At 69.3% G+C, this 23,872-nt stretch carries 23 protein-coding genes and 1 riboswitch; of the genes, 10 read left to right on the forward strand and 13 right to left on the reverse strand.

The window, feature by feature from the left end; genetic code table 11:
• The first annotated feature begins 97 nt into the window (after window positions 1-97).
• The gene (locus tag ACFW47_RS25930; RefSeq protein ID WP_386283777.1) at window positions 98-1,033 is read left to right on the forward strand and encodes a helix-turn-helix domain-containing protein; all 936 of its coding nucleotides are present in this window, start codon (window positions 98-100) and stop codon (window positions 1,031-1,033) included.
• A gap of 222 nt (window positions 1,034-1,255) precedes the next feature.
• On the opposite strand, the gene ACFW47_RS25935 is transcribed toward ACFW47_RS25930, so the two are convergent.
• Together ACFW47_RS25935 and ACFW47_RS25940 are read right to left on the reverse strand one after the other, a co-directional pair.
• A complete protein-coding gene (locus ACFW47_RS25935; RefSeq protein WP_386307306.1) occupies window positions 1,256-1,984 on the reverse strand; it encodes a cation transporter in 729 nt (242 codons plus the stop codon).
• A 2-nt stretch (window positions 1,985-1,986) separates the two neighbouring features.
• Window positions 1,987-2,322 (reverse strand): ArsR/SmtB family transcription factor, encoded by a 336-nt coding sequence (locus ACFW47_RS25940; protein WP_386283775.1) that lies wholly within the window; start codon window positions 2,320-2,322, stop codon window positions 1,987-1,989.
• Between the two features lie 376 nt (window positions 2,323-2,698).
• On the opposite strand from ACFW47_RS25940, the gene ACFW47_RS25945 reads away from it, so the two are divergent.
• Entirely contained in the window at window positions 2,699-3,685 is a 987-nt protein-coding gene (locus tag ACFW47_RS25945) for a ferric reductase-like transmembrane domain-containing protein (RefSeq protein WP_386283772.1), read from the forward strand.
• A 44-nt stretch (window positions 3,686-3,729) separates the two neighbouring features.
• Window positions 3,730-3,880: riboswitch (cobalamin riboswitch) on the forward strand.
• A 60-nt stretch (window positions 3,881-3,940) separates the two neighbouring features.
• Window positions 3,941-4,345, forward strand: a complete 405-nt coding sequence (locus ACFW47_RS25950) for a (2Fe-2S) ferredoxin domain-containing protein (protein ID WP_386307280.1) — start codon at window positions 3,941-3,943, stop codon at window positions 4,343-4,345.
• A gap of 346 nt (window positions 4,346-4,691) precedes the next feature.
• On the opposite strand, the gene ACFW47_RS25955 is transcribed toward ACFW47_RS25950, so the two are convergent.
• The 3 genes from ACFW47_RS25955 to ACFW47_RS25965 all read right to left on the reverse strand — a co-directional run bounded on the left by ACFW47_RS25955 (window position 4,692) and on the right by ACFW47_RS25965 (window position 6,572).
• On the reverse strand, window positions 4,692-5,147 hold the full coding sequence (locus tag ACFW47_RS25955) for a tellurite resistance TerB family protein (protein ID WP_386307282.1): 456 nt from the start codon (window positions 5,145-5,147) through the stop codon (window positions 4,692-4,694).
• 127 nt (window positions 5,148-5,274) lie between these two features.
• Window positions 5,275-6,258: a sporulation protein gene (locus ACFW47_RS25960; RefSeq protein ID WP_386307283.1), complete on the reverse strand. Its 984-nt coding sequence runs from the start codon at window positions 6,256-6,258 to the stop codon at window positions 5,275-5,277.
• A 95-nt stretch (window positions 6,259-6,353) separates the two neighbouring features.
• Entirely contained in the window at window positions 6,354-6,572 is a 219-nt protein-coding gene (locus ACFW47_RS25965; RefSeq protein WP_386307284.1) for a hypothetical protein, read from the reverse strand.
• Between the two features lie 247 nt (window positions 6,573-6,819).
• Here ACFW47_RS25965 and ACFW47_RS25970 point away from each other — a divergent pair, with 247 nt between their 5' ends.
• On the forward strand, window positions 6,820-7,176 hold the full coding sequence (locus ACFW47_RS25970) for a hypothetical protein (protein WP_386307286.1): 357 nt from the start codon (window positions 6,820-6,822) through the stop codon (window positions 7,174-7,176).
• A gap of 301 nt (window positions 7,177-7,477) precedes the next feature.
• Here ACFW47_RS25970 and ACFW47_RS25975 read toward each other — a convergent pair whose 3' ends face one another.
• Window positions 7,478-7,720, reverse strand: a complete 243-nt coding sequence (locus ACFW47_RS25975; RefSeq protein WP_386283757.1) for a DUF6411 family protein — start codon at window positions 7,718-7,720, stop codon at window positions 7,478-7,480.
• Window positions 7,721-8,011: 291 nt separating this feature from the next.
• Between ACFW47_RS25975 and ACFW47_RS25980 the strand changes: the two genes are divergently transcribed.
• The gene (locus ACFW47_RS25980) at window positions 8,012-8,884 is read left to right on the forward strand and encodes a hypothetical protein (RefSeq protein WP_386307288.1); all 873 of its coding nucleotides are present in this window, start codon (window positions 8,012-8,014) and stop codon (window positions 8,882-8,884) included.
• Window positions 8,885-8,906: 22 nt separating this feature from the next.
• On the opposite strand, the gene ACFW47_RS25985 is transcribed toward ACFW47_RS25980, so the two are convergent.
• Both ACFW47_RS25985 and ACFW47_RS25990 read right to left on the reverse strand, forming a co-directional pair.
• Entirely contained in the window at window positions 8,907-10,085 is a 1,179-nt protein-coding gene (locus tag ACFW47_RS25985) for a Cmx/CmrA family chloramphenicol efflux MFS transporter (protein ID WP_386307289.1), read from the reverse strand.
• 265 nt (window positions 10,086-10,350) lie between these two features.
• On the reverse strand, window positions 10,351-10,779 hold the full coding sequence (locus ACFW47_RS25990; protein WP_386307290.1) for a DUF6892 domain-containing protein: 429 nt from the start codon (window positions 10,777-10,779) through the stop codon (window positions 10,351-10,353).
• 1,521 nt (window positions 10,780-12,300) lie between these two features.
• Here ACFW47_RS25990 and ACFW47_RS25995 point away from each other — a divergent pair.
• Window positions 12,301-12,993, forward strand: a complete 693-nt coding sequence (locus tag ACFW47_RS25995) for a hypothetical protein (RefSeq protein WP_386283747.1) — start codon at window positions 12,301-12,303, stop codon at window positions 12,991-12,993.
• A 377-nt stretch (window positions 12,994-13,370) separates the two neighbouring features.
• Here the strand turns inward: ACFW47_RS25995 and ACFW47_RS26000 are convergent, their stop codons facing one another.
• Entirely contained in the window at window positions 13,371-13,754 is a 384-nt protein-coding gene (locus tag ACFW47_RS26000) for a hypothetical protein (RefSeq protein WP_386283744.1), read from the reverse strand.
• 716 nt (window positions 13,755-14,470) lie between these two features.
• On the opposite strand from ACFW47_RS26000, the gene ACFW47_RS26005 reads away from it, so the two are divergent.
• On the forward strand, window positions 14,471-14,863 hold the full coding sequence (locus tag ACFW47_RS26005; RefSeq protein WP_386307291.1) for a helix-turn-helix domain-containing protein: 393 nt from the start codon (window positions 14,471-14,473) through the stop codon (window positions 14,861-14,863).
• 55 nt (window positions 14,864-14,918) lie between these two features.
• Here the strand turns inward: ACFW47_RS26005 and ACFW47_RS26010 are convergent, their stop codons facing one another.
• The 4 genes from ACFW47_RS26010 to ACFW47_RS26025 form a co-directional block, all read right to left on the reverse strand.
• Window positions 14,919-15,419 (reverse strand): hypothetical protein, encoded by a 501-nt coding sequence (locus ACFW47_RS26010; protein WP_386307293.1) that lies wholly within the window; start codon window positions 15,417-15,419, stop codon window positions 14,919-14,921.
• A gap of 1,404 nt (window positions 15,420-16,823) precedes the next feature.
• A complete protein-coding gene (locus tag ACFW47_RS26015) occupies window positions 16,824-17,354 on the reverse strand; it encodes a GNAT family N-acetyltransferase (protein WP_386307294.1) in 531 nt (176 codons plus the stop codon).
• Window positions 17,355-17,534: 180 nt separating this feature from the next.
• On the reverse strand, window positions 17,535-17,909 hold the full coding sequence (locus ACFW47_RS26020; protein WP_386283735.1) for a DUF1330 domain-containing protein: 375 nt from the start codon (window positions 17,907-17,909) through the stop codon (window positions 17,535-17,537).
• Between the two features lie 429 nt (window positions 17,910-18,338).
• Window positions 18,339-19,136, reverse strand: coding sequence for an IclR family transcriptional regulator (locus ACFW47_RS26025; protein ID WP_386307295.1), 798 nt, complete (start codon window positions 19,134-19,136; stop codon window positions 18,339-18,341).
• A gap of 364 nt (window positions 19,137-19,500) precedes the next feature.
• On the opposite strand from ACFW47_RS26025, the gene ACFW47_RS26030 reads away from it, so the two are divergent.
• The 3 genes from ACFW47_RS26030 to ACFW47_RS26040 form a co-directional block, all read left to right on the forward strand.
• The gene (locus ACFW47_RS26030) at window positions 19,501-20,913 is read left to right on the forward strand and encodes an MFS transporter (RefSeq protein ID WP_386283730.1); all 1,413 of its coding nucleotides are present in this window, start codon (window positions 19,501-19,503) and stop codon (window positions 20,911-20,913) included.
• A 304-nt stretch (window positions 20,914-21,217) separates the two neighbouring features.
• Window positions 21,218-22,306, forward strand: coding sequence for an S-(hydroxymethyl)mycothiol dehydrogenase (locus ACFW47_RS26035; protein WP_386283727.1), 1,089 nt, complete (start codon window positions 21,218-21,220; stop codon window positions 22,304-22,306).
• A 730-nt stretch (window positions 22,307-23,036) separates the two neighbouring features.
• On the forward strand, window positions 23,037-23,872 hold an 836-nt coding region (locus tag ACFW47_RS26040), incomplete at its 3' end, for a serine dehydratase beta chain (RefSeq protein WP_386307297.1).

Below are 23,872 nucleotides of genomic sequence, written 5' to 3' on the forward strand. Positions count from 1 at the left end.
GCGGTGTCGACCCGCCGGCGGCCCGACACCGACATCCTGACCCTCCGAGGGGACCCGCACGAGCGTCGGAAACGACATGTCGCATACACTTTCGGACATGCGTCGCGTCGCACTGGCCGTCACCGACGGCATGCTCCACTACGAACTGTCCGTGGCCCTCGAGATTTTCGGAGCCGACCTGACTCACGTCGTGGACCCCTGGTACGACTTCGCCCTCTGCGGACCCGGCCCGGTGCGCATCGACCGCTTCCACGTGGAGCCCGACCACGGGCTCGACCACCTCCCGCACGCAGACACCGTGCTCGTGCCCGGCTGGGCCGACACCGACCGCGAACCTCCGGCGGAACTGGTCGACGCCCTGCGCGCGGCCCACGCGGCCGGTGCCCGGGTGGCGTCGCTGTGCACGGGCGCCTTCGTCCTGGGGGCCGCCGGCCTGCTCGACGGGAGGCGCGCCACCACGCACTGGGCCCACACCAGGGAGCTGGCCCGGCGACATCCGGCCGCCGACATCGATCCGGACGTCCTCTACGTCGACAACGGCGATGTCCTGACCTCGGCGGGCAAGGCCGCCGCCATGGACCTGTGCCTGCACCTGGTCCGCCTCGACCACGGCTCGGCCAGCGCCAACAAGATCGCCCGCCGCCTGGTCATCCCTCCGCACCGCGACGGTGGCCAGGCCCAGTTCATCGCCACCCCCGTCCCCGACCCGGGCAACCACCCCCTCGGTGAGCTCTTCCCCTGGGTCCTCGAACGCCTCGACCAGCCCCTCACCGTCGAGGACCTCGCCCGACGGGCCGGTCTGAGCTCACGCCACCTGGCCCGTCACTTCAGGCACCTCACCGGCACCACGCCTCTGCATTGGCTCCACGTCCAACGAATCCGCCGCGCCCAAGAGCTGCTGGAGACCACCGACGCCACCATCGATACCGTCGCCGAGGCCGCCGGAATGGGCACCGCCACCACCCTGCGCCGCCACTTCCAGCGCACTGTCGGCGTCCCGCCCGACGCCTATCGCCGTACCTTCCGCCCCTGAAGAAGTACTCCCGGCCGTGACCCCGGGCCCCCTTGATCCCCGACCCCTCGGTGCACGGGCGCTGGCCCGGACAGGGGGGCGCGGGTGGGAAGAGGGCGGCGGACGGCATGGCAGGCGCGGAGGACAAGCACACGTCAGGGTGCGGGGCGCCTCATGTCCCGGGACGTGGCCAGGCTCGCCGGTGTGTCGCACACGGCCGCTTAGGGGTGGGAGTGCGGGCTTCTACGAGCAGCAGGCGCAGCCCGGCTTGCAGCCGCACGCGACTGTCTCGTCCGCGGCCGGTTCGACGGGATGCGGAGGACGCGCGGTGGGTGCGCAGCAGCCCCGGCCCCGCCAGGTGTCGCGGCCTTCCTTGACGGCGATACCGGCGATGACGAGGGCGGCGATCGGATCGGCCCAGGACCAGCCGAGGGTGGCGTTGAGGACCAGGCCGACCAGGAGCACGGCGGAGAGATAGGTGCACAGCAGGGTCTGTTTCGAGTCGGCGACCGCGGACGCGGAGCCGAGTTCACGGCCGGCCTTGCGCTGGGCGGCGGACAGGAACGGCATGATCGCCAGGGACAGGGCTGCGATGACGATGCCGGGGACGGAACGGTCGGCCTCGCCGGTGCCGACGAGAGCCCGGGCGGCGTCGAAGGTGACGTAGACGGCGAGCGCGAAGAAGGACACCGCGATGATTCGCAGGGCGGCCTGCTCGCGTGCCTCGCGGACGGCGTGGTCACGGGCGGAGAACTGCCAGGCGACCGCGGCGGCGGAGGAGACTTCGATGATCGAGTCGAGGCCGAAGCCGATCAGGGCGGTGGAGGAGGCGACCGCGCCGGCGGTGATGGCGACGATTGCCTCGATCATGTTGTAGGCGATGGTGGCGGCGACCAGCAGGCGTACGCGCTTGGCGAGGGCTTCGCGGCGGGCCTGGGACGGCCCGAGGGGTGCCGATATCCCGGCGGTCATGGTCAGCAACAGCCCTTCTCGTCGGCGTCGACGCAAGCACGGTCGGTCTCGACGGCCACCACGGCAGCGCGCAGGTCGTCCAAGGCGTGGCCGAGGCGCTCGTCGGCGAGCTCGTAGCGGGTGCGGCGCCCATCGGGCACGGTGACCACGAGACCGCAGTCGCGCAGGCAGGCCAGGTGATTGGACAGGCGGGTGCGGGAGACGCCGAGCGTGTCGGCGAGCTCGGCCGGATAGGCCGGTGCCTGGCGCAGGGCCAGCAGGACGCGGCAGCGGATCGGATCGGCGAGCGCGCGGCCGAAGCGGGCCAGCACCTCGATGTCGGAGGCAACAGTCAGCACCCCATGACAGTACATCAAATGCTGAATTCAGGGAATCCTGTACACAGTAGTCGGGTCGTTCAGCCGGGAACCAGAGGGAGGCGTGCCTCGCGTCGCGCCACCGGGCGTCCGGGCGTCCGGGCGTCCGGGCGTCCGGGCGGACGGGAGGCGCGAACCGACTGCGTATGTCAGCGAGAGGCGCCCGTATCCCCGCGACCGTGGGACGTCGACGGTCGCCCCGAGCGTGCGGCCAGGCAGGATCAGGTCTGTTCCGCGCACTGCTCGGGAAGACTCTGGCCGGATACCGCCTCGGGAGATCGCTTCCTCCTCGACCAGACTGGTTGCCTCACGCCACATGCGCACCGCTGTTGCGGCGGCCCGTGACCGGGAGGCCCTGATGACGTCAGACGCGAGGCCGGAGGAGGCCGGGGCGGCAGCCCCGCGCGGACGGCGACGGCCTCTCGGCGACCGCGTCGTGCTGCGCGGCGACCTGCGGTCCGCCCTGCCCGACGCCACCGCGGCGGTGGTGGTCACGGCGCTTGTGTTCGCCCTTCTGTGGGCGCGTATGGAGTCGGGTGCTTCGGACACGGTCGCGGTCATGCCGTTCATGGACGATGCCGGAACCTACTGGATGTACTTGCTCAGTCAGGCGTTCGGCTGGTCGGGGCTGTTGTGGGCCTGGGGCACGGTCATGCTCGGCCTGCTGCTGTCGGGACCACGGCCCACCCGGCTGCCCGTCTCCCGGCAGGTGCTGGAGCGTTGGCACCGCACCACGAGCCTGACGACGATGGCGCTGATGTTCGCGCACGCGCTGATGTTCGCCGCGGAACTCGTACGCTACGAGACGAAGGTGGACTGGGCCGAGCGGCTGTGGGTGGGCTTCGCCGACAGCTTCGTGCCGGGCTGGTACGACTCGGGCACCGGCCGGATCGCCATCCCGCTCGGTCAGGGTGCCTTGTACCTGGCGATTCCGCTGGGCCTGCTGTTCTATGTCCGGCACCGCATCGGTGCGAACACCTGGAGGCGACTGCACCGTTTCGTGATCGTCGTGTACGTGCTGAGCGTGTGGCACACACTGCTGTACGGAACCAACGTCTGGTACGGGGAGTGGCCGCGCACCGTTCTGTGGCTGCTGCAACTCCCGGTCGCCGTGCTGCTGTTGCTCCGTCTGCTCAGGCCGGCCCGGCGGGCCGAACGCCTGGGCTCCCCCGGCGGGCGCGGGAGCGGTGCCCGGCCGGGCTGGTGGCTGAGGGCGGCGGGACGGGCCGCCGCCGGAGCCGTCGTCGTAGGGCTCCTCGTCGTGGTGGTGTCCGGCCGCGACGGCGGACGGGACCGCCCGACCCATCCGCCCGCGACGACCCCGCACTCCCAGGAGACGGACTGACGGCTCGAACGGGGCGGTGGGAAGGCGTCCCGGGGTGAGATGATGTCCGGTGACAAGGCGACGGCGGACGAGGAAGCCGGTGTGAATCCGGCGCGGTCCCGCCACTGTGATCGGCGAGCGAGTCCCGACAGGCCACTGCCCGGAAACGGGCGGGAAGGCCGGGACGAGCATCGACCCGAGAGCCAGGAGACTCACGCGGTCGCCTCCTCGACGGACCACCGGGGCGGATCTCCCCGGAGAGAGGGACGGCACCGCATGCCCGCAACACCGACCGGACGAACGACAGACGACACGAGGCCAGCAACGGCCGCCGCCCCGGTACCGTGCCGCATCGTCGTGTGCCGCGACTGCTGCTGCGGCAGCGCAAAGGTGACCGGCGTCGACCACGCGACCCAGACCGAGCGCCTGCGCGCCGCGGCACCGGTACGCGTCTCCGACTGCCTCGACGTCTGCGACCAGGCCAACGTCATCGTCGTGCTGCCTTCCGCCGAAGGCCGCGCCGCCGGTGCCCGTCCCGTCTGGCTCGGGCTGGTCAACGACCCGGACGCGACCGAGGACATCGCCGCGTGGGCACGCGCGGGCGGACCGGGCGTCGCGCCCCTGCCGGACATCCTCGACCTGTACGCCATCACGCCGCCGCGACGGCGTACGGCCCCCTGACCGTACGGACGGTGAACCGGAGGACGGGGCAGGAACGTGCACGGCGCCCGTCCTCACCCGCATCCCTCACCGCCCCCCGGATGGTGGGGCCGACGGAGCAAAGCAACCGCACGGGACGGCTTCCGGGCCGGCCTTGCGGTGCCGGCCCGGCCGCCGCCACTTGTCGGCCACCGTACCCAGGAAGGAGATTGGGGTCCGCCGCCGGGGCCGGGCCGGGCGATCGCGGCTCGCCCGGCGTGGACGTCGGCGATCAGGGACTCGGTCAGCGTGTCGACCGGGGGAGCCGGCGGCGACCATTCGGCCCTCCCGGAGTACGACGGCCCGGCCGCGGCACATGGCCGCCAGGTCAGAGATCGAACTCGTGGGGTGGGAGGTCGAGGACGTAGCACGCCTCGCGAACGACGGCCTGCTCGTCCTTGTCGAAGTCGCCGTCGGCTCCGCCGATCACGATGCCGATCTGCACCACGGCCCGCGCCTCGGCGGGCTTCTCCTTCGCCTTGGCGATCTCCTGGAGGACGCTGACCTTGCCGAGCGCGAAGTCGGCGGCGAGCTTGTTGAGGTTGTCCTCGAAGCGGCGGTGCAGGTCGTCGGCGGGGAAGTTCTGCAGTACGTCGTTGGTGGCGATGAGCTGGGCGACGCGCTGCCGTTCCGAGGAGTCGACGGTGCCGTCGGCGGCGGCGACCAGCGCGCACATCGCCATGCTCGCGTCGCGGAAGGCGCCGCTCTTGAGGTCGTTCTTCTTCGCCGTGAGCTGGGTCTGCATCTGGGATGCGGACTCCTTGAAGCGGTCCCACAGGGCCATGAACACTCCAAACGGGTCAAGGGGAGCCCCTGCGCGATGCCGCTCGGGGCAGTCGAAAACTCGTGCTGTGGTCGGGAAGCGGACGGCGGAGCGGGCGGCGCGTCCCCGTACTGGGGCGGACTGCCGCTCAGTCCTCGCTCTCGTCGTCGCCCTCGAAGAAGTCCCCCACCTCGTCGACGACTTCGGCGGCGACCATGCCGCCGACGACACCGACCGCGAGGCCGGCGGCGCCGGCAGCGATCGCCGTTCCCATACCCGGGCCGGAGCGGTGGTGGTCGTCGTGATGATGCTCACCGTGTCCGTGGTGTCCGTGGTCGGCGAAAGGCGCACCGTGCCCGTAGGCGGACCGGTGCTCGACGAGCTGACGGATCCAGCCGTCGACTTCGGCCGTCCAGTCGCGGTTGTCGTGGTGGCCGACGGTGAAGCGGGTGAGCACGTCGTGGCCGGAGGAGAAGAGGCCGCCGCGCTTGTCGGCTTCCAGGACCACCTCCAGTCCTGCGGGGCCGGCCAGGAAGGTCAGTTCGATCTCGTTGACCTGGCGGGCGTACTGGGGCGCGGGGGTGAGCTCGATCTCCTGGTAGAAGGGAAGCTGCTGCCCGGTGCCGCCGATGTGTCCGTATTCGAGGTCGGCGGACTTGAAGCCGAAGCCGAGCTGCCCGAGGGCTTCCAGGATCGCTTCCTGGGCCGGCAGCGGGGCGACGGTGAGCCGGTCGAGGTCGCCGCGGTCCTTGGCACCGGCGACGGCGAGCTCGGTGCGCACGCCGAGGACGATGCCCAGAGGTTGCCCGTACAGCTCGGTGACGGGTGTCTCCCAGGGCAGTGTGACGCTGAAGGGGACGCTGCGTGACTCTTCGGCGGCCAGCCGGAAGCCGCCGCCGACGGTGAACCGGTCGAAGACGACGACGCCTTCGCTCTCACCTTCCTCGTGCTCGGCCTCGACCCGGGCCACGAGGTCGAGCGTGATGTGCTCGATGTCGAAGTCGGCCTGGCCGCCTTTGAGCTGCACCTGCCCGCTGAGTGTGCCGCCGGGCAGCACGGGGTCCGGGTCGAGGACCGTGTCGACCGTGGGGGCGCCCACGCCGAGTGAGCCGAGAAGTCGCTTGAACACCATCGTGGCGTCCACTCCTTATGCGTGCGTCTGTTTCATCAGAAAGGTGCCGTCCGCCCGCGCGGCGACGGACGGCACCACGGCCGCTGACCGGCCGGCTACTTGGCCGCTTCGAGCGCGGCGAGGGCCTGCGCCCAGCGGACGTACTTCAAGTCGGCCAGGTCCGCGACGGTTTTGACACCGAACGCCTCCCGGAGCAGCTCGCCGTCGCGGTCGGAGACACCCTTCAGCGCCGCCACGGGGGCGGCGAGTATCTCCTGCAGGCTCTTGTCCGCCCACGCCTTGTCCAGGACCTTGTCCAGGTCGATCGAGGCCATGTGTGTCTTCTCCAGAGGTGTGTGGCCCGGGCCGGCCCAGGGCTCGTTTCTACAAACGAGTAGAAGCATAGAGTTGGCTCGGGGGGCGGGGAGCGCCCTGCGGTCCGCCGCGCAGGGAAAGGCTTGAATTCGCCCCTGCGCCGCCAGGGGCCGCTTGGTTCGCAGGCCGGGGGGTCGGTCGTTGGGGGCGCAGTCCTCGACCATTGCGCACATGGTCTGTCGAGTACGCACCGCAGGGTGGTGACAGGTGAGTGCTGTGGCGCCCTGGCTGGGTGTGCTGGCCGTGTTCGTGCCGGCCGTGGGAGCCGGCTGCTTCGCGGCCCAGGAGTCCGCCCACGCCTCGGCCGGCCGGCTCGACGCCACGGTGGCCGAAGCCATCGAACTGCTGCTCCGACGCCGGGCCGCGCTCGCCGTGGTCCGCGACGGCACCGGCAGGCTCATAGCGGGGGAGTCGAGATGCTGCCCTGCACGGCGGAGTAGGGCAGCCCGGGCGAAGAACGCCCAACAGGCCATCACCGCAGCCGGAACGGATCGATCGCCCATGCCGCTCAAGACGAGCCCGGCGGCCAGAGTGAGCGCGATGGCGTGGCCCGCGTGGACCTGACGCGGGCTTCGCCGCGGGCCTCAGGCGTCTGCTGCTCGCCCCGACGACAGAGCTCCGACCGCCGGTGACCTCGGCCGGGTACGGGCCGAGGTAGGTGTGGAGCATCCGGTCCGTCCGCCGCTCGCCGCCAGGAATGTCACGGCCACCAGGCGGAGTGCAGCACGGCTGCGCGTGGCCCCAGGCATTCCCGCAGCGGAGCCACCGCGCCGCCGGGAACGGTCACATGGCTGTCACACAAAGCCAAGACCGGGAAACTGCGTCCCCGAAAGCGACCACATCAGACCACAGACCACGGCACCGGTCAGAACGGCATGTGGCCTCGGGCTCGCCGACCGGCCGACCCGCTGCGGCCGACAGCCTTGGAACTGCTGCGAAACGGCTTGCTGAGCGCTCGTCCGAGGATGCCGGGGGCCTTCCCGCCGGCCCGTGACCCGAGTCCGAGTGTGCGCTGAGTGCCGCGTTGCGGATGGTGGGACATGCGCGGCACGAGGAAAGCCAGAAGGGCGAGGACGACGCACACTGCGACGATCCCGACGATCATCATGATGGGCTCCTGAACGTGAGAGGTGTCTGTCGGTTGCCCCGCGGCCACGGGACCATGCGCGCGCTTCCGCCCGGCGCGAGGCCGCGCCGGCAGCGAGACCGCAGGACGGTGTTTCGGTCGCCCTGTCCGCACCTTCCGGCGCCTGCGCGAACCTCATGACTCGACCGGAGTCGGCACTCGTCCACAACGTCGGCCGTAAATAGGCATGTTGGTCATCATTCGGGGCATTCGGCCCAGCAGGTCGACGTGATGTGACGGCTGCTGGCACTCGTTGAGGAGATGGGGAATCGTATGCGTTACTGGGGGAGGAAGGCCGGCGCGATCGTGGTTGCCGCGGTGACGGGGAGCGTCGTCCTGGCGGGTTGTGGTGACGGCAGCGGTTCGCAGGCCAAGGGCGGCGGCGCGTCGCCGAGCGCGAGCAGAAGCGCCGACGCCCAGGAGCAGGGCACGACGGAGGTCCGGGCCGCCTACGAGAAGACAGTCGAAGCCGCTTCCGCGCGGATGACGATCAAGATGAATCTCGCCGCGGCGGGCAAGAGGATTACGTCCGACGGCGAAGGCGTCCTGGACCTGGCCAAGGGCGACAGCGTCATGACCATTACCGCGCAGGACAAGACCGTCCAGCAACGCGTGATCGACCAGGTTCTCTACCAGAAGGTGCCGGGCCAGAAGGCCCCGGGCGGCAAGCCCTGGATCAGGATCGACCTGGAGAAGGTCGCCGGGCAGCAGGGCCTGGGCAACCAGCAGGTCGGTGACCCGGCCCGGACCGCCGCCTACGCCAAGGCGATCACGGACAAGGACGTCACCAAGGTCGGCACCGAGAAGGTCGGCGGTGTCAGCACCACGCACTACAAGGTCTCCGCGGACGTCTCCAAGCTGCCGGGCGGCGATCGGATGAGCCAGCAGCTCGGCCCGACGCTGCCGATGCAGGTCTGGGTCGACGACGAAGGCCGGCTCCGCCGTCAGCAGGTCGACATGACCCTCAAGGCCCCGGCCTCCGGCTCGGCGAAGCCGGAGGGCAGCTCCTCGGCGCAGCAGCTGAAGATGAGTACCGTGATTCAGTTTTCGGACTTCGGGACCGAGGTCAACGCCGAGGCCCCGCCGGCCGACCAGGTTGCCGACATGACCGACAAGGCCCTCCAGGGCAGCCGAGAACAGACCTGAGTGGCGAGGGAGTTCGCATGTGTCACCGCTGAACCTCGGTGTGCCGGCTGGCCGTGATGACGGCATGTAGGGGGAGCGCGATCAGCAGCGCGACCGCGACGAGGAGCCCACTCGCCCAGAGCGGTCCGAGGACCCCGGCTTCGGTGCCGAGCGTGGCTGCACCGACGACGGGGCCGGCGGCGGCACCCACGTTGAGCGCCGCGGTCGCATACGAACCGGCCATGGTGGGGGCTCCCGCAGCCTGGTAAAGGACCCGTGTGATCAGCGTGCTACCCAGCGCGAACGACAGCGCGCCCTGCACGAACACGAGGATGAACAGGGCAACCGGCTCATGGGCCAGCACCGCCAGAGCCGGCCAGCCGATGAGCAGCAACGGACCACCGACCGCGATGACCGGACCGGAACTTCGGTCGGACAAGCGTCCGGCGGCGGTGACGCCCACGAAGGACCCGGCGCCGAAGAGCACCAGAACGACAGAGATCCACAACTCGTCCAGCCCGGCGGCGTCGGTCACCACGGGGGCAAGGAAGGTGAGGCTTCCGAAGGTCGCCGCGTTCACCAGCGCGCCGAGCAGCATCACAAGGATCAACCTCGGCCGGGCGAGTTGGGCGAGCTCCGCTCGCAACGCCGGCTTGCCAGTCGCCTCGTCCCCACCACGTCCCGCTGGGATGCCTTTCAGGATGCCGAGAGCGGCAGGCAGGCAGAGAACGGCGACAGCCCAGAAGGTGGCCCGCCAGCCGAGCGCCGTACCGAGCACCGCCCCACCGGGGACACCGGCGATCGTGGCCACCGTCGTGCCGGACAGCAGCACGGCCAGCGCGCGTCCCTTGTTGCCGGGTGAGACCAGGCCGGCCGCAGCCGTCAGAGCGACAGCGAGGAACCCTGCGTTCGCGAGCGCGGCGACGACCCGGGTAGCGAACAGGATGGGGAAGCTCGTGGTGAGGGCGCCCGCGGTGTGAGCCACCGCGAAGACGACGACGAAAGCGAGAAGGGTCGGGCGCATGGGCCAGTCGCGGGCAAGCGCAGCGACGAGGGGGGCGCCGACGATCATGCCGATCGCGAAGGCCGAGGTGAGCACGCCTGCTGTTCCGACGGTGACGCCGAAATCCGAGGCGATGTCCGGCAGAAGGCCGGCGAGCATGAATTCCGAGGTGCCCATGGCGAAGACCGCCAGGGCGAGCAGGTACAGGGGGAGAGGCATCGAGTGGCTCCGGGGTGAGGAGAGGCACGAGAAGGTCATCTCGTCACCGCGGCCAGCCCTGAGCGCACACCTGTCCCGCCGCAGGAAGCGGTGGGACGACAGGGCTACGAGTTCAGTGGTGCGGGGGGCTGACGGCGTGACCGAAAGCCCCCACCTTGTCTGACTCAGGACTCGACATGGCCCGCAGGCTACCCGACTGATGCCCGTTGAAGCATCCTGCTTTCACGGCATCGGCATGCGTCGCCGACGCCCCGGCCCGCGATGGCTAGTCGGCGACTATGCCGCGGGAGCCGAGAACGTCCCGCAACTCCGGGCCCAGGAACTCGGAGCCGAGCACGCGCTGGAGATTCGGCAGCAGCACGAGGTCGTCGAGGGAAGCGACGTCGAACAAGTCGTCCTCGCCGTCCCAGACAGGCGCACATTCTTGGTACACCTGGTTACCGCCGTCCATGCACAGCTCTTCGACGCCGGCCAGGAGCTCCTCGCTGATCTCCAGAGACGCGAAGTAGCTGCGTGCCTCGGGCACAACCTGGTATGCCAGACCGTGCTGCTGCGCGTACTCCCAGGGGTCGTCGCCGAGCCCCTTCTCCTTGAGGAAATCGGCGAGGCGGAACTGAGGGGTGAGCGTTTCATCGACGTACATCAGCTGCTCGACGACGATGAGCTTGAAGTTGAAGTCCTTGAACGTGGGCATGCGCACAATCTAGGCGGCTCCGGCCTCCGCGGCCGGCAGGCCACTGATCTGCGCGACATGACGACCGAGACGCAAGCGGGGTCAGGGCTCGTGGTCGTCCTGGTCTGGTGCTGGGCGCCCGGCACGTCGGGGAGAGAGGGGGCATGTACGTCAGTCGCCCACTCGCGATGATCACGGGACTCGCCCGTAGCGCACAGATCCAGACATCCTCAGTAGGTGACGGGGAGCGTCCATCACCAGTCGCTCGTAATCAACCGGCCCAGAGCTCAAGCAAGTTACTTCGGTCGGCTTGACGGGTGCAGGTTGTGCTTTCTCGCCACCTTGTAATCGAGTGTTCGTTCCCTCTGGTCGTCGCGTGGCTAACATGATCGCCGTGCTCGGCGGATCTGACCCTTCCGCTCTCTTGCACATCGACCAGTGACCGGGGGACACCGTCGACACGGGGGACTTGGCGTGCCGTTTGCCGGCCGCTTCGCGCGCCCGGTCTCACTTCGCGTGCTTCTTCGAGGACTGGGCGTTTCGGCTCCTGCCGTGAGGGCGGAGGGGTCGACCACCATATGGAGGGGGAACACGTGCGCAACCACAGAGATCATGTGCGCGCCGGCTTGATCGCCGCTGTCATCGCTGCCGCACCGGCCGGCGCTGTGAGCATCGCGAATGCGGGATGACACCGCGCCGGTGAGTGAGGGTGCCCGTACCTTCGGCCCCGCCGAGGAAGGGCTCATCAAGCTGAAGGCTACCTCCGGCACCGACCGCGGGATCCAGCCCGGATCTCCGCCGGCAGCCTCTCGGGAGCCATATCCCTCGCCCACGGCGAGGACATGGGCACGAAGACGTTCACGACGTGCGTCCAGAGTTCGGGGCCGCACGTCGCAGGACGAGTGGAACGCGCACTACAACGGCGGTGACGACCGGGACTGCACCATCGCCCCATCAGTGCCACGTCGTTGAGACCGGGAGGAGCCGCGCGGCGCCTCCCGGCCCGTCCCAGTTGTGAGAACGGTGTCCTCAGTTGAATCTTCCAGCCCGTCTGCGTACCAGCCCGACGGTGTGGACCGCGCCCGTCGGGGCCGGGATCGTCCTCAGACGGACGACTCAAGCGTCACGGTGTGTGGGGCCCGGCCCCCGGGCGCTCCCGGTACTGGGTCGTCGCGCGCACTCTCGCTCCGGTGGTCGGGGCCGGCTGGCTGGCCCTCGTCGTGCCGGTCGCGATGCGACTGGTCGAGCTCCGGCTCTTGCCCACGCCGCAGGCGCTCACGCCGCTGCTGATGGGCATGGGGCTCGTAGCGGCGCCAGTGGTCATGGTCCTGTGCCCCAACACTGCCTCGAAGTGGGCTTACGGGGACGGCCCGGTGAGTGCCGGCCATGCTTCCGCCAGGTGCGCGGGTGCCGCGCCCCGCGTATGCATCACCACGCAGGCCTTCCACACTCACGCTCCCAAGACACACCCGCAGTATGCCGCGCCGGAGCCGCCTACACCGCAGTCTCCGCGTTCGTCCCCGCTCAGGAGTCCTGATAGACGTGCGAACAACACTTACCGACCGCCTGACCAGCAGCCCTGTCGCCGCCCTCCTGGCCCTGGCAGGAGTCGCCGCCGGCGTCCTGGTCGGCCACGGCGGTCTCGACACGGTGGTCGGCTGCGGAATCCCCAGCGACAGCCACCCCTCCCGGACAGCGGCGGACTGGATCACCAACGCCGATCACGTCGTCGTGGCCACACCGACAGCCGAACAGGACACCAACCGACGCAACTTCGCCAACGGTGCCGTCCAGTACCAAACCGACCGATCGGTGACCTTCCGCACGGACAAGGTACTTTGGTCCTCCTCAAACCCCCGGCAGCAGATCGGGCAGGACTTCGACATGGTGAGCGCCGGCTGGAACGTCTACCGAGACAGTGGCAAGCGCACCAAGAGAACGACCGCTGCGGCTCCCCGCCTCGAACCCGGCCACACCTACCTCCTTGCCCTGCGATGGGCCTCCGGTCAGTGGACCGTACTCGGAGAAGGCGCGGCCGTCCCCTTCGACCACCAGACTGTCGGACAAGGAGAATGGTGCGGACGCACCCTGAGCAAGGAGGACATCGCCCGCGGCGAACGCTTCTCCCGCAAAGACGATCACAGCCTTGAGAAGGCGGCACACGGGCAGGACGAACAGGCCGTCGTCCGAGAACTCGAACGGGCCAACACCGAATCACGGGCAAGAAGAGGCTGATGCGCGATGACGGTGCCGTCCTCAGGGCACCGGACAATCTCTGAGTTGTCCCCGGACCCTGAAGTCCTGCGGTGCGTGTGGCCCAGCGGGGGACAGAGGCTCCGCCGCGAGGATGCATGCTTGGTCGTCTCGACCACGCTCTCAACGGTACGGAGACCCCTCTTCGGCCAGGCGCCGCACTCCTCCGTCCTCCCGGTGAACGGCTCCGGGCACACCCGGTGTCTGTGCTGGGCTTGGAGCGAGGAGGCGGCGAGATCCGCGTGCTTCCCGCCGCATTCCCAACAGGGCCGCCACGCTGTCGCCAAGCGGGCTTTCCCCGTATCCGGTGAGCGCCGAGCCTCCGTGACTGACCTGAGCACCGGCCAGGGCAGACGCGATCAGACTCGCTGACGACGCCGCGCGAGTACGGCGGCGATCGGCATCGCCAAGGTGGTGCCGGCGGCGGTCCAGAAAGCGAACTTCGAGTCCGCACCGTTGACCGTCCGCAATTCCCCGTCAGCGTGACGGCAGAAGGAGTCGGGCGGGAAGTACTGCGAGACAGGGGTGGCGCTGATGCCGTGGCATGGCGACGTTTCGGGAAACAGGTTCGGCTGCGCGCGCTGCGAGAGGAACCAGCCTACGAACACCGTCAGCCACCCGGCCAGCAAGAACACGACCAGAGCCCAGACAGGCATCTTCACTCGCCGCCCCAACAGCCAGACCAAGGACGTCGGCAGGACGAGAACGACGAACGCAGCGGACAACACGATCAGAGCCTTCATAGGGCGACAACCTACTGATCAAAGATCCGCGGACCTCCCCATGCACGCGGACAACTCCGAGCCGAACGCGCGCAGGTGCCGCTGAAGCCCTGACGGGCCAGGGCAGGGCACGGGCGCCGTCGGACCAGGCCGCCGCGGCCGTCCGGGCCGACCACCAGGTAGGTCTCCCTGGTCATCCCGGACCGCCGCGTTCGGGGCGCAGACGGTCGGGGCTTGGAGGAGGAATACAGCGCCTCTCACTGGGTGCTCCGCGCTCTCACGGCGCGAGCACACATGCATTCACCCACGGTGGTCGCGTCCGTCACGCTCGTGCGGCGAGCTTCACCATCATGGAGGCCTCTGCTGCTGTGTGCAGTGGTCCCACGGTCTTCGCTGAGCGAGTCGGGTGTACCGGGGGGTGCGTCGGGTAAGGCTGTGCCGTGAGGAGCTCATGGCCGAGCGAGGGGGGCTGCTCCATCTCACGCTGGTTCTTCCCGGCAGTGTCCCTGTGACGCCCCCATGGTGGCTATCGGGCTGGAGATTCCCAAGGTGCTGATGCCCGTTTCTCCTGCCCTGCGTTGTCGTACCGACCGGCTGCTCGGTCGGCGCCTGTCCGGGCGGCGTGGTTTCGGGCTGCTGATCGCGCAGACCCTGCTCCAGCTCTTCGGCGAGCAAGGCGGCTACCGTCCGTCGGATGGCGGGCGGCTCGCAACCTTGTTGGTCGAGTTGGTGACCGGATGCTGGCGCATGAGTCCGAGACCGCGGCCGGGCTTCCGGACGAGAGTCGCGAGCGTGCCTTGGTGCTTCATGTGCGTGAGCGCATTCGACGGAATCTGCATGACCCGGGGCTCTCTCCGGCCACGGTCGTCGCTGCCCACCACCTGTCCGTCCGCCGACTTCACCGTCTCTTCGAGGGTGAGGAGGAGACGGTGGCGGGTCTGATCCGGGCCGGCCGCCTCGACGCTGCCCGACGGGACCTCATCGACCCTGCGCAGCGTGGAGTTCCCGCCTGCCGTGTTGCCCTCCGTTGGGGCTTCACGTCGGCGGCTCATTTCGGCAGGGTGTTCCGTGACGCCCATGGCATCCCACCGGGAGAGTACCGACGGCGTGTCCTCGGGGAGGCGAGGTGAGCCCGCCCCGGGCGAGTGGGCCCGGGGCGGGACTGTGGCTGTCGGTGATCGGCTGTCAGGCACGGCCCTGGGTGGACTGGATCAGGTCGGATCCGTTGTCGTCGAACAGCTTCACGGATACGTAGGTGTCTTCGGGGATGTTCAGGTCGACGGTCAGGACGTCGATGGTCTTTGGTGTGCCGGGGGCCTTGTACACCTGCGACCCTCCGCCGGACCACGTCACCTGGGCGTAGAGGGCGTCACCGTCGTTCTTGGTGTCGTAGATCCAGAGCTTCTCGTCCAGGGGGTGGAACTCGACCTTGCCAACGATGTTGGAGGGTCTGTCCACGGTCGCCAGTATCTTGACGCCCACGCCCCCGACGTCCTTCTGGAAGTACGTCCCGTCGATCAGGTCGCCGTGCGTGCACGGGCAGTTGTCCGTCGCTTGCCGGGTGACGTAGGTGGTCGGGTCGGGGTTGTATGCCTGCGCGGGGGCTGCGGCGACGGCGGTGAGCAGTGTTCCTGCTGCGAGCGTCGCTCCGGAGGTGAGCGCTGTGACTCTGCTTCGCGTGCGCATGTTCGTGCACTCCTGGTGTCGGTGTGTCGCTGATGTGCCGGGGTCGTCGGTCGCTCGGCGCGGGCGCGGGGCGTTCGTGGGGTACGCCTGTGACCGGACGCCGAACTCCGACGGCTCGACGTTGGCACGGCTACGGGTCGTTCGGTGCAGGGGCAGGTCTTCCTGGCGTGGGGGATCAAGGGCGCGTGCCTTGCTTGGCGCTGATCGTCAAGGGAGGGCGAGCGGGGACGGGTTGGGGAGAGGGCGGGGTCGATCCGCTTCACCAGGGTGACGGACTCGGCGTGGAGGGCAGCGGCTCGGCATCCGTTTCCGCACCGAGCCCCTGGGCTGTGCAGCACGCCCGGGATCCACGGCGCATGGTCGCGGTCGACCACGCCTGCATCGGCGCCAGCTCCTGGGTGACCACACCAATCAGACGCCTTCCGCAACAGGACCTCAACCCGACCCGGCGAAAGGTCAACCAGGCCCTGTCGGGCGGCACGAGCACCCGTGCGACTTGGAAGCCGAACGGATCAAAGAGTGCGCACGTCGACCGCTGCTGGCATTCCTTCCTCCGCCGCTTCGACATGGAGCACATATTCCGCCTGTTCAAGCAGACCCTCGGCTGGACGAAGCCCCGGCTCCGCAGCTTCGAAGCGGCCGACCGGTGGACCTGGCTGGTGATCGCCGCCTATGCCCAGCTCCGGCTCGCCACACCGCTGACCACCGACCTCCGCAGGCCCTGGAGAAGCCGTCCGAGGCGAACAAGCTCACGCCTTCCCGTGTCCGGCGGGGGTTCAGGAACCTGCGCACGAAGACCGGCTCCCCAGCCGGTGCACCGAAACCATCTCGTCCCGGGCCTGGACGGCCTTCGGGCTCGAAGAACCGTCAGCTGGCCACCCCCCCCACGAGCGGGGAGGGTTCTCGCGACCGGCGAGGCGTACACCCGTCCGGCCCATCACAAAGTTGGTACCAGGCCCCGACGCCAAGCGTCACACCCGCCCCGGCAGTGAGATCTCCGCGGTCATCGGGTTGGATAGCGTTGCGGCGCGACAACCAGAAGCAGGGGGAAGGATTTGTTCACGTTCCTTGTGCTGGGCTTTGTGTTGGTCGCCCTCGCCATCGTCCTGGCCGTCATCGGGGTGCACGCTCTACTGCTTGGCCGTATGCCCGGTCGATGGCTCCAGCAGCGAGCACGGCAACCCAGATTCTGGGGAGCAGGGGCGATCCTGATACTGATCAGCTGGGACTTGCGCTCCCCATCGCTCCTGGTTGTGGGTGTCGGCCTCATCGCGATCGGACATGCGGTGAAGTCCCCGCGATGACGCGGGCCGACCCTTAAGGTTAAACGTCAAGCTGACGCTCTGTCTCCATTCCCCAAGACGCGTGCCAGAACCGAGAAGCCGCAGCGCCCCGCCGGGGAGGTTACACAGAGGCGCGCCATTCTCCTTCGAGGCTGCTGAAGAGCATGGAGTCTCGCCAGCCGTCACGGAGCAGCGCCGTGTGGCGCAGGTGTCCCTCGAGCGTCATACCGATCTTGGACAGCACTCGGCAGGAGCCGAGATTCCGCGGGTCACAGGTGGCATAGATCCGATGAAGCCCCAGCTCGTCGAACCCGTAGGCGAGCAGCTGCCGACCGATTTCCGTGCCGATGCCCTGCCCCCACACTCGGGGATGCACGATGTATGAGATTTCGCCCTGACGCTGCTTCTGGCTGCGGACGTGCAGCTCACCCATGCCCATCACATCCCGTTCGACGCGAGCCACAAACGGGAACCGGCGCTGAGGGGTGCCCGACCAGGCCGTGACCGCGCAGTTCACGAAGTCCTGGGTCTGGACCTCTGTGTTCGGTCCCCAGGACTGATAGTGGCACACCTGTGGCAGACGTGCCCACGAGTGAACGGCTGGCCAGTCCTCCACAGCGATCTCACCCAAAGTCACCGATGGCCCATTCATGTGACGATCATGAACGTGTCTCCGTGTGAAGGGCAAGATCGAGGAGTTCGATGGGGAGGTGCTGGCACCAAGGAAAGGACCACTCCGGAATACGGCTAGGCGGTCCGTTCGACGCCTTCGATGACCTCCCGCCGGAGGATGCCCGGCCCCTCGTGGGGCCGGGGTTCCTCACTGCTCCCGTCAGGCCGTCTGGGGTGTCCACGGAGTGGTCGGTTGGAGCACGGCCTCGGTGAGCGCACGAGACCTGAGCCGGGTGATCTCCCTGTACTCCGGATCGGCCACCATGCGACGAAACGCCTCCCGGCTGGGATAGCGCACAAGGAGTACGGCATCCCACGCCTGCCCTTGTTCGGCGACCAGCGGTGTGCCACCGTCTCCGGCGTAGAGCAGCTCACCCCCGTACCGCCGAAGGAAGACCGCCGCACGGCGTGAGTACTCGTCGTACGACGCGCGTCCGTCAGGCGCGAATCGCAGCAGGTTCAGCATGACGAAAGGCTCCCCAGGACTTTGCAGTCCCAGCTCCTGGAGGGCCGTCTCGTGGGGGTCGACAGCCATGGCCGTCTCCTTGACGTCGTTGGGCGAGGGGCAGAACAGCGTCTAGCCGAGGGCTAGTGGGAGGGTAGGCGATAACGAGCTCGTATGCATACCATCCAGTCGGTACGGCTGAAGAGCGCGAGGCGGGCCCGTGTCCTCCTGGCGAAGGTGGACGAGTTGCCGGCTCGGACCGGCTGCGCCGTTTCGCCGAGCGTGAAGGCTCCGCCGGCCCGGCTCCCTGCGCGCACCCATGAGATCCTTGGCCGAGGCAGGCCTGATCTACGTCAGGATTTCCGGCGCTCCGCCGAACCTCCCGTCGTCCCGCGTCGCCCTGCGGCTTGGACGCGTCCGCGGTGCAGGTCGGCGCCGGATTGGCCGGGCGGGCTCGCGCCGGCTCTGCGCGCGGTGCCGCAGGGGCCCGGTCTCGTCGCACCGTCCGGTCCGGTGGCTTCAGCCGACGTACCCCATGCGGCGGCTGATCTCCGCGGCGCCCTTGAGGAGCAGGGGGGCGAGCTCGTGGATGCGCTGCTCGGTGAAGCGGTACTCGGGGCCGGCGGCGCTGAGGGCGGCGATGACCTTGCCGTCGTGGGACCGGATCGGTGCCGCCAGGGCGTGGAGCCCGATCTCGAATTCCTCCAGGGTCACCGAGTAGCCGCGTTCCCGGGTCTGGGCGAGGTCCTTCTCCAGCCTGGTGTCGGACGTGATGGTGTGCGGCGTCAACTGTTCCATCCCGGACGCCGCGAGAGTCGCGGCGCGGTCCGGCGCCGGCAGGTGAGCCAGCAGGATCTTGCCGCTGGACGTGGCGTACGGCGGCGTGAGCTGCCCGACCCAGTTGTGGGTGCCGACCGCGCCAGGTCCACGCACCTGGTACAGGTTGACCGCATAATGCTCCTGCAGGACGGCGATGTTGACCGTCTCGCCGATCTCCTCGCTGAGCCGCTCGCACACCGTCCGGCCCTGCTGGGTGATGTCGAGGCGGCCGGTGACCGCGCCCGCCAGGCGCACGATCCCGAAGCCGAGCCGGTACTTGCCGCGCTCGGTCGCCTGCTCGACGAGACCGCGCGCCTCCAGCGCCCCGAGCAGGCGGAATGCGGTCGACTTGTGGACACTGATCTCGGCGGCAACCTCGCTCACGCCTGCGTCCCCGCGCTGGGCGAGGATCTCCAGCACGCTGACGGCACGGTCGACGGACTGCACCCCGCCCGCAGGGGAAGATGATGTTTCGTCATCTGCGGTGTAGTTGCCCATGGCGCAACTATACGTCTGACGTTCAGGCGCCCGCAGGGGTGTCCACCGAGAGGTGGCGGGCCGTCAAGGTGTGGTGGTGTCCAGCTGTCGGTGTCCGGGGCGGGCGTGTGCGGTGAAGCCGTTGTGGGGCGTGCCGGGAAATTGCGCAACCTCGTGCACCTTGTCTTGACGTCGTCACGGTATCGATGTTCTGTTGCGCATGTAGGAACGCGTTCTTTTTTGCGCAACCCCTGCGGTGTGGGTCGTCAACCGTGATGTCACCGCCCAGGCCGGCCCCGGCCAAGCTCTTCGAATCCGGCATGGCCGGACGGGCGCCACGGTGCGCGAGCCGCGCAGCCCCCCGTCCCCCATCCCGGGAGCTCACATGTCCATCCGTGCCATCGACGAGGCGCCGCTGACCGCATTCCATCGCAAACTCACCTGGGCCTGCGCCGGCGGGCCGTTCCTGGACGGCTACCTGCTCAGCATCATCGGCGTCGCGCTGATCGGGATGAGCGGCGAACTGAACTTGAGCGCCGGTGACGAGGGTCTCATCGGCGCCGCCGCCCTGGTCGGCATCTTCGCCGGAGGCCTGTTCGGCGGAGTCCTCACCGACAGGATCGGCCGCGAGGCGATGTACACCATCGACCTGATGGTCCTGGTCGGTGTTTCGGTGCTGTCGGTGTTCGCCGGCGAGAGCTGGCAGTTCGTGGTGCTGCGCTTCGTCCTCGGGGTGGCCATCGGGGCCGACTACCCCATAGCGACGTCCTTGCTGGCCGAATGGGTGCCGAACCGGCACCGCGGCCGGCTGCTCGGGATCCTCATCCTCTCCTGGTACATCGGTGCCGCGGTCGCCTATGTGGTCGGCTATGTCATGGCTGAGATCGGCGGCGTCGGCATGTGGCGCTGGATGCTCGCCACCGGGGCCCTGCTGAGTGCCGTGATCCTGTTGATGCGGATCGGTACCCCGGAGTCGCCGCTGTGGCTGGTGAACAAGGGACGTACCGCCGATGCCCAGAAGTCGATCGAGAAGGCTCTCGGCCGCACCGTTCCGATCGGTGACCTGGTTGTCGCCGCAGCCGCGGAGCAGTCCCTGGCCCGGTACCGGTTCCGCGACCTGTTCCACGGCGTCTATCTTCGGCGGACGCTGTTCTGCGGGCTGTTCTACATGTGTCAGATCACGCCGATGTTCGCCCTCTACACCTTCGGCCCAGCCATCCTGGGCTCGTTCGGTCTCGGTGAGGGCAACGCCGGCAACCTGGGATCGGCGCTGATCAGTGCCGTGTTCGTGCTCGGCTGCCTCCCCGCGCTGCGCCTGGTGGACCGAGTGGGGCGTCGCCCCGTCATGGTGTGGTCGTTCGCCCTGATGGCCGTCCCGCTCGCGGTACTCGGCGGCGGCTCCTCGCTTCCCATCGCCGTGGTCATCGTGTGCTTCTGCCTCTATGCCCTGCTCTCCGGCGGCCCCACGGTGCTGGAGTGGACCTATCCCAACGAGCTGTTCCCCACCGCCGTCCGCGCCACCGCGGGCGGAGTGGCCACGTCGATCAGCCGCATCGGCGCCGCCGTGGGCACCCTGCTGCTGCCGATCTCCCTGAGCAGGCTGGGCATCGGCGCCACCATGCTGATCGGAGCCGGTATCACCCTGGTGGGCTGGCTGGTGTCCCTGGCGTGGGCCGAGGAGACGCGGGGCCGGACACTGGCGGAGACCAGTGCGGTACCGGGCGGCCCTCGGAGCTCGTCTGAGACCGGTGGGCAGCGCGGAGCCGGCCTGCGGAAGAGTGGCATCGAACGCTCCTGACCTCTACGCGTCCGTCCCCGTGTCGCATTCCTCCGGTCTCCCCTTGACAGAGAAGTCTCACTCGGCACATTGTTCCTCATCGTGATCTGGCAAGCGCAATGTGCAACCAGTCGCAGTGGCTCGGCCCTGGTCTCCCGGTGCGCCTCCGCCCAGTGCCCCGCTGCCGAGCCGCCGTTGAAGGTCTCCCAGCACGGTGAACCGCACCCCCTTCGTCGCGTCGCTCCGGCGGAGCGCGACACCCCCGCCAACCAGCACATCCGGCCGGAGTTCGGATCGGCCGTCTCCCTCAGCGAGGAGAACCGCAGTGACACACGAGGTACGCGCCGTCGTCGCCCGGGAGAAGGGTGCCCCGGTCGCGGTGGAGACCGTCCTGGTGCCTCTCCCCGGCCGGGGTGAGGCGCTGGTGCAGGTGCAGGCCTGCGGGGTCTGCCACACCGACCTGCACTACCGGGAGGGCGGGATCGCCGACGAGTTCCCCTTCCTGCTCGGTCACGAAGCCGCCGGGGTGGTCGAGGCGGTGGGCGAGGGCGTCACCGAGGTCGCTCCAGGGGACTTCGTCGTGCTCAACTGGCGTGCGGTCTGCGGGGGCCGGTGCCGGGCCTGCCGCAAAGGCAGGTCCCGGTACTGCTTCACCACCCGCAACGCCGCCCAGCCGATGACGCTGGTCGACGGAACCCCGCTGTCTCCCGCCCTGGGCATCGGGGCCTTCGCCGAGAAGACTCTGGTCGCGGCCGGCCAGTGCACCAAGGTGAACTCGACGGCCGCGCCGTCCGCGGCGGCACTGCTCGGCTGCGGCGTGACGGCCGGGTTCGGTGCCGCGGTCCACACCGGCGGCGTAGGCCGCGGTGACTCGATCGCGGTGATCGGCTGCGGCGCAGTGGGCATGGCCGCCATCGCCGGCGCCAAGATCGCCGGCGCGGCCCGCATCATCGCCGTCGACGTCGACGAGCGCAAGCTGCGACGGGCCGAGACGTTCGGCGCCACCGACACCGTCGACTCCTCCCGGACGGACGCCGTCGACGCCGTCCGTGCGCTCACCGGTGGCTTCGGCGCCGAAGTCGTAGTGGACACCGTGGGCTGCCCGGAGACGTACAAGCAGGCCTTCTACGCACGTGACCTGGCCGGTACCGCCGTTCTGGTCGGCGTGCCCGCTCCGGAACCGGCCGTCGAGCTGCCTCTGTTGGACGTCTTCGCCCGGGGCGGGGCGCTGAAGTCCTCATGGTACGGCGACTGTCTGCCCTCGCGGGACTTCCCCGCACTGATCGATCTCTATCTGCAAGGCCGCTTCGACCTGTCGGCCTTCGTCAGCGAGAAGATCGCCCTGGACGAGGTGGAGTCGGCGTTCGCCCGGATGCGTCGTGGAGAGGTCCTGCGCTCGGTCGTCGTCCTGTGAACGCTCACCGGGCGGCCGTCCGAACGACGGCGCGGGACGAGCGCCTGGTGGCCTCCTCCGAAGCGCCTCGGCTCGCCCGCTTACACCCCGGTGCCGCCCGCCCGCCTGCCGTGCGTCTCCTCCGGAAGGCGGGCGGGCTTTCGTCGTCGGCCGAGCTTCGGCGGGGGCTGGGGCGGTGTGGATCGTCTCTTGACAATCGTCCGGAGCGAGCGAAACCATGTTGCGTATAGCGATATGTGTTGTGTCATCAGAGACGTAGAGGTCATCGCTCCACTCCGTCGCACGGCCGGGTGCGCACCCCCGGCACGACGGCTCCCCGTCCCCGTCGGCCATCCGCAACCCGGAGGTACCCATGATCACGCCGGCGTCCATCCGCTCCGTCCCCGTGGAGGCCGGCAGCGCCGCACCCTCGCCCCAGCCGCACGGGCGTGTGCCGCATGAGGTCCCCGCCCCGGTACCGTCCGCGGCGCCCGGGTCAGACGGAGACGGCCCCGAGCGTCCCGCAGCACCTCCGCTGCACCTGGGGCCACGGGGGCTGGCCGTGGACGCGGGCGACACCACCGCCGGCATCACCGCGTCCGCCGTTCGGGCCGCCGATGACAGGGGGGAGCGGCGGGCGCCGGGTCCGCCGCGGCGGCGCATACCCTCCCGCACCCAGGCCCTCGACCGACCCTCGCGGGACGCGCTCACGGCGCGTTCCCCGTTCCCTCCCATCCCATCGGAGTATGGCGTGGCAATCAGCGTCTTCGATCTGTTCTCCATCGGTATCGGCCCGTCCAGCTCGCATACCGTCGGCCCGATGCGGGCCGCCCGGATGTTCGTCCTGCGGCTGAAGCGGGACGGCCTGCTCGCCCGGTCCGCAGCGGTGCGGGCGGAGCTGTTCGGTTCCCTCGGCGCCACGGGGCACGGCCACGGCACGCCCAAGGCGGTGCTGCTCGGTCTGGAGGGCAACGAACCCCGCACGGTCGACGTCGCGCGGGCGGAGCTGGACGTCGAGCGGATCCGCGGTGCCCGGCGCATCCGCCTTTTTGGCACCGAGACCGGACGGGGCCACGAGATCGACTTCGACGTCGACACCCACTTGGTCCTGCACCGCCGCAAGGCGCTCCCTTACCACGCCAACGGTATGACGCTGTGGGCGTACGACACCGAGGGCGCCGAGCTGTTGAGGAAGACCTACTACTCGGTCGGCGGCGGCTTCGTCGTCGACGAGGACGCGGTGGGCGCCGACCGCATCGTCCTCGACGACACGGTCCTCAAGTACCCCTTCCGCACCGGCGACGAGCTGCTGCGGCTGACCCGCGAGACGGGCCTGTCGATCTCGGCCCTGATGCTGGAGAACGAGCGGGCCTGGCGCGACGAGGACGAGATCCGCGAGGGCCTGCTGGAGATCTGGCGCGTGATGCGGGCCTGCGTGGACCGCGGCATGTCCCGCGAGGGCATCCTGCCGGGCGGCCTGAAGGTCCGCCGTCGCGCCGCCAACACCGCGCGCAAGCTGCGCTCCGAGGGCGACCCGCAGGCCCTGGCGATGGAGTGGATCACCCTCTACGCCATGGCCGTGAACGA

Origin of the sequence: Streptomyces sp. NPDC058796, from assembly GCF_042745235.1 — a bacterium.
Taxonomy (GTDB): Bacteria; Actinomycetota; Actinomycetes; order Streptomycetales; family Streptomycetaceae; genus Streptomyces.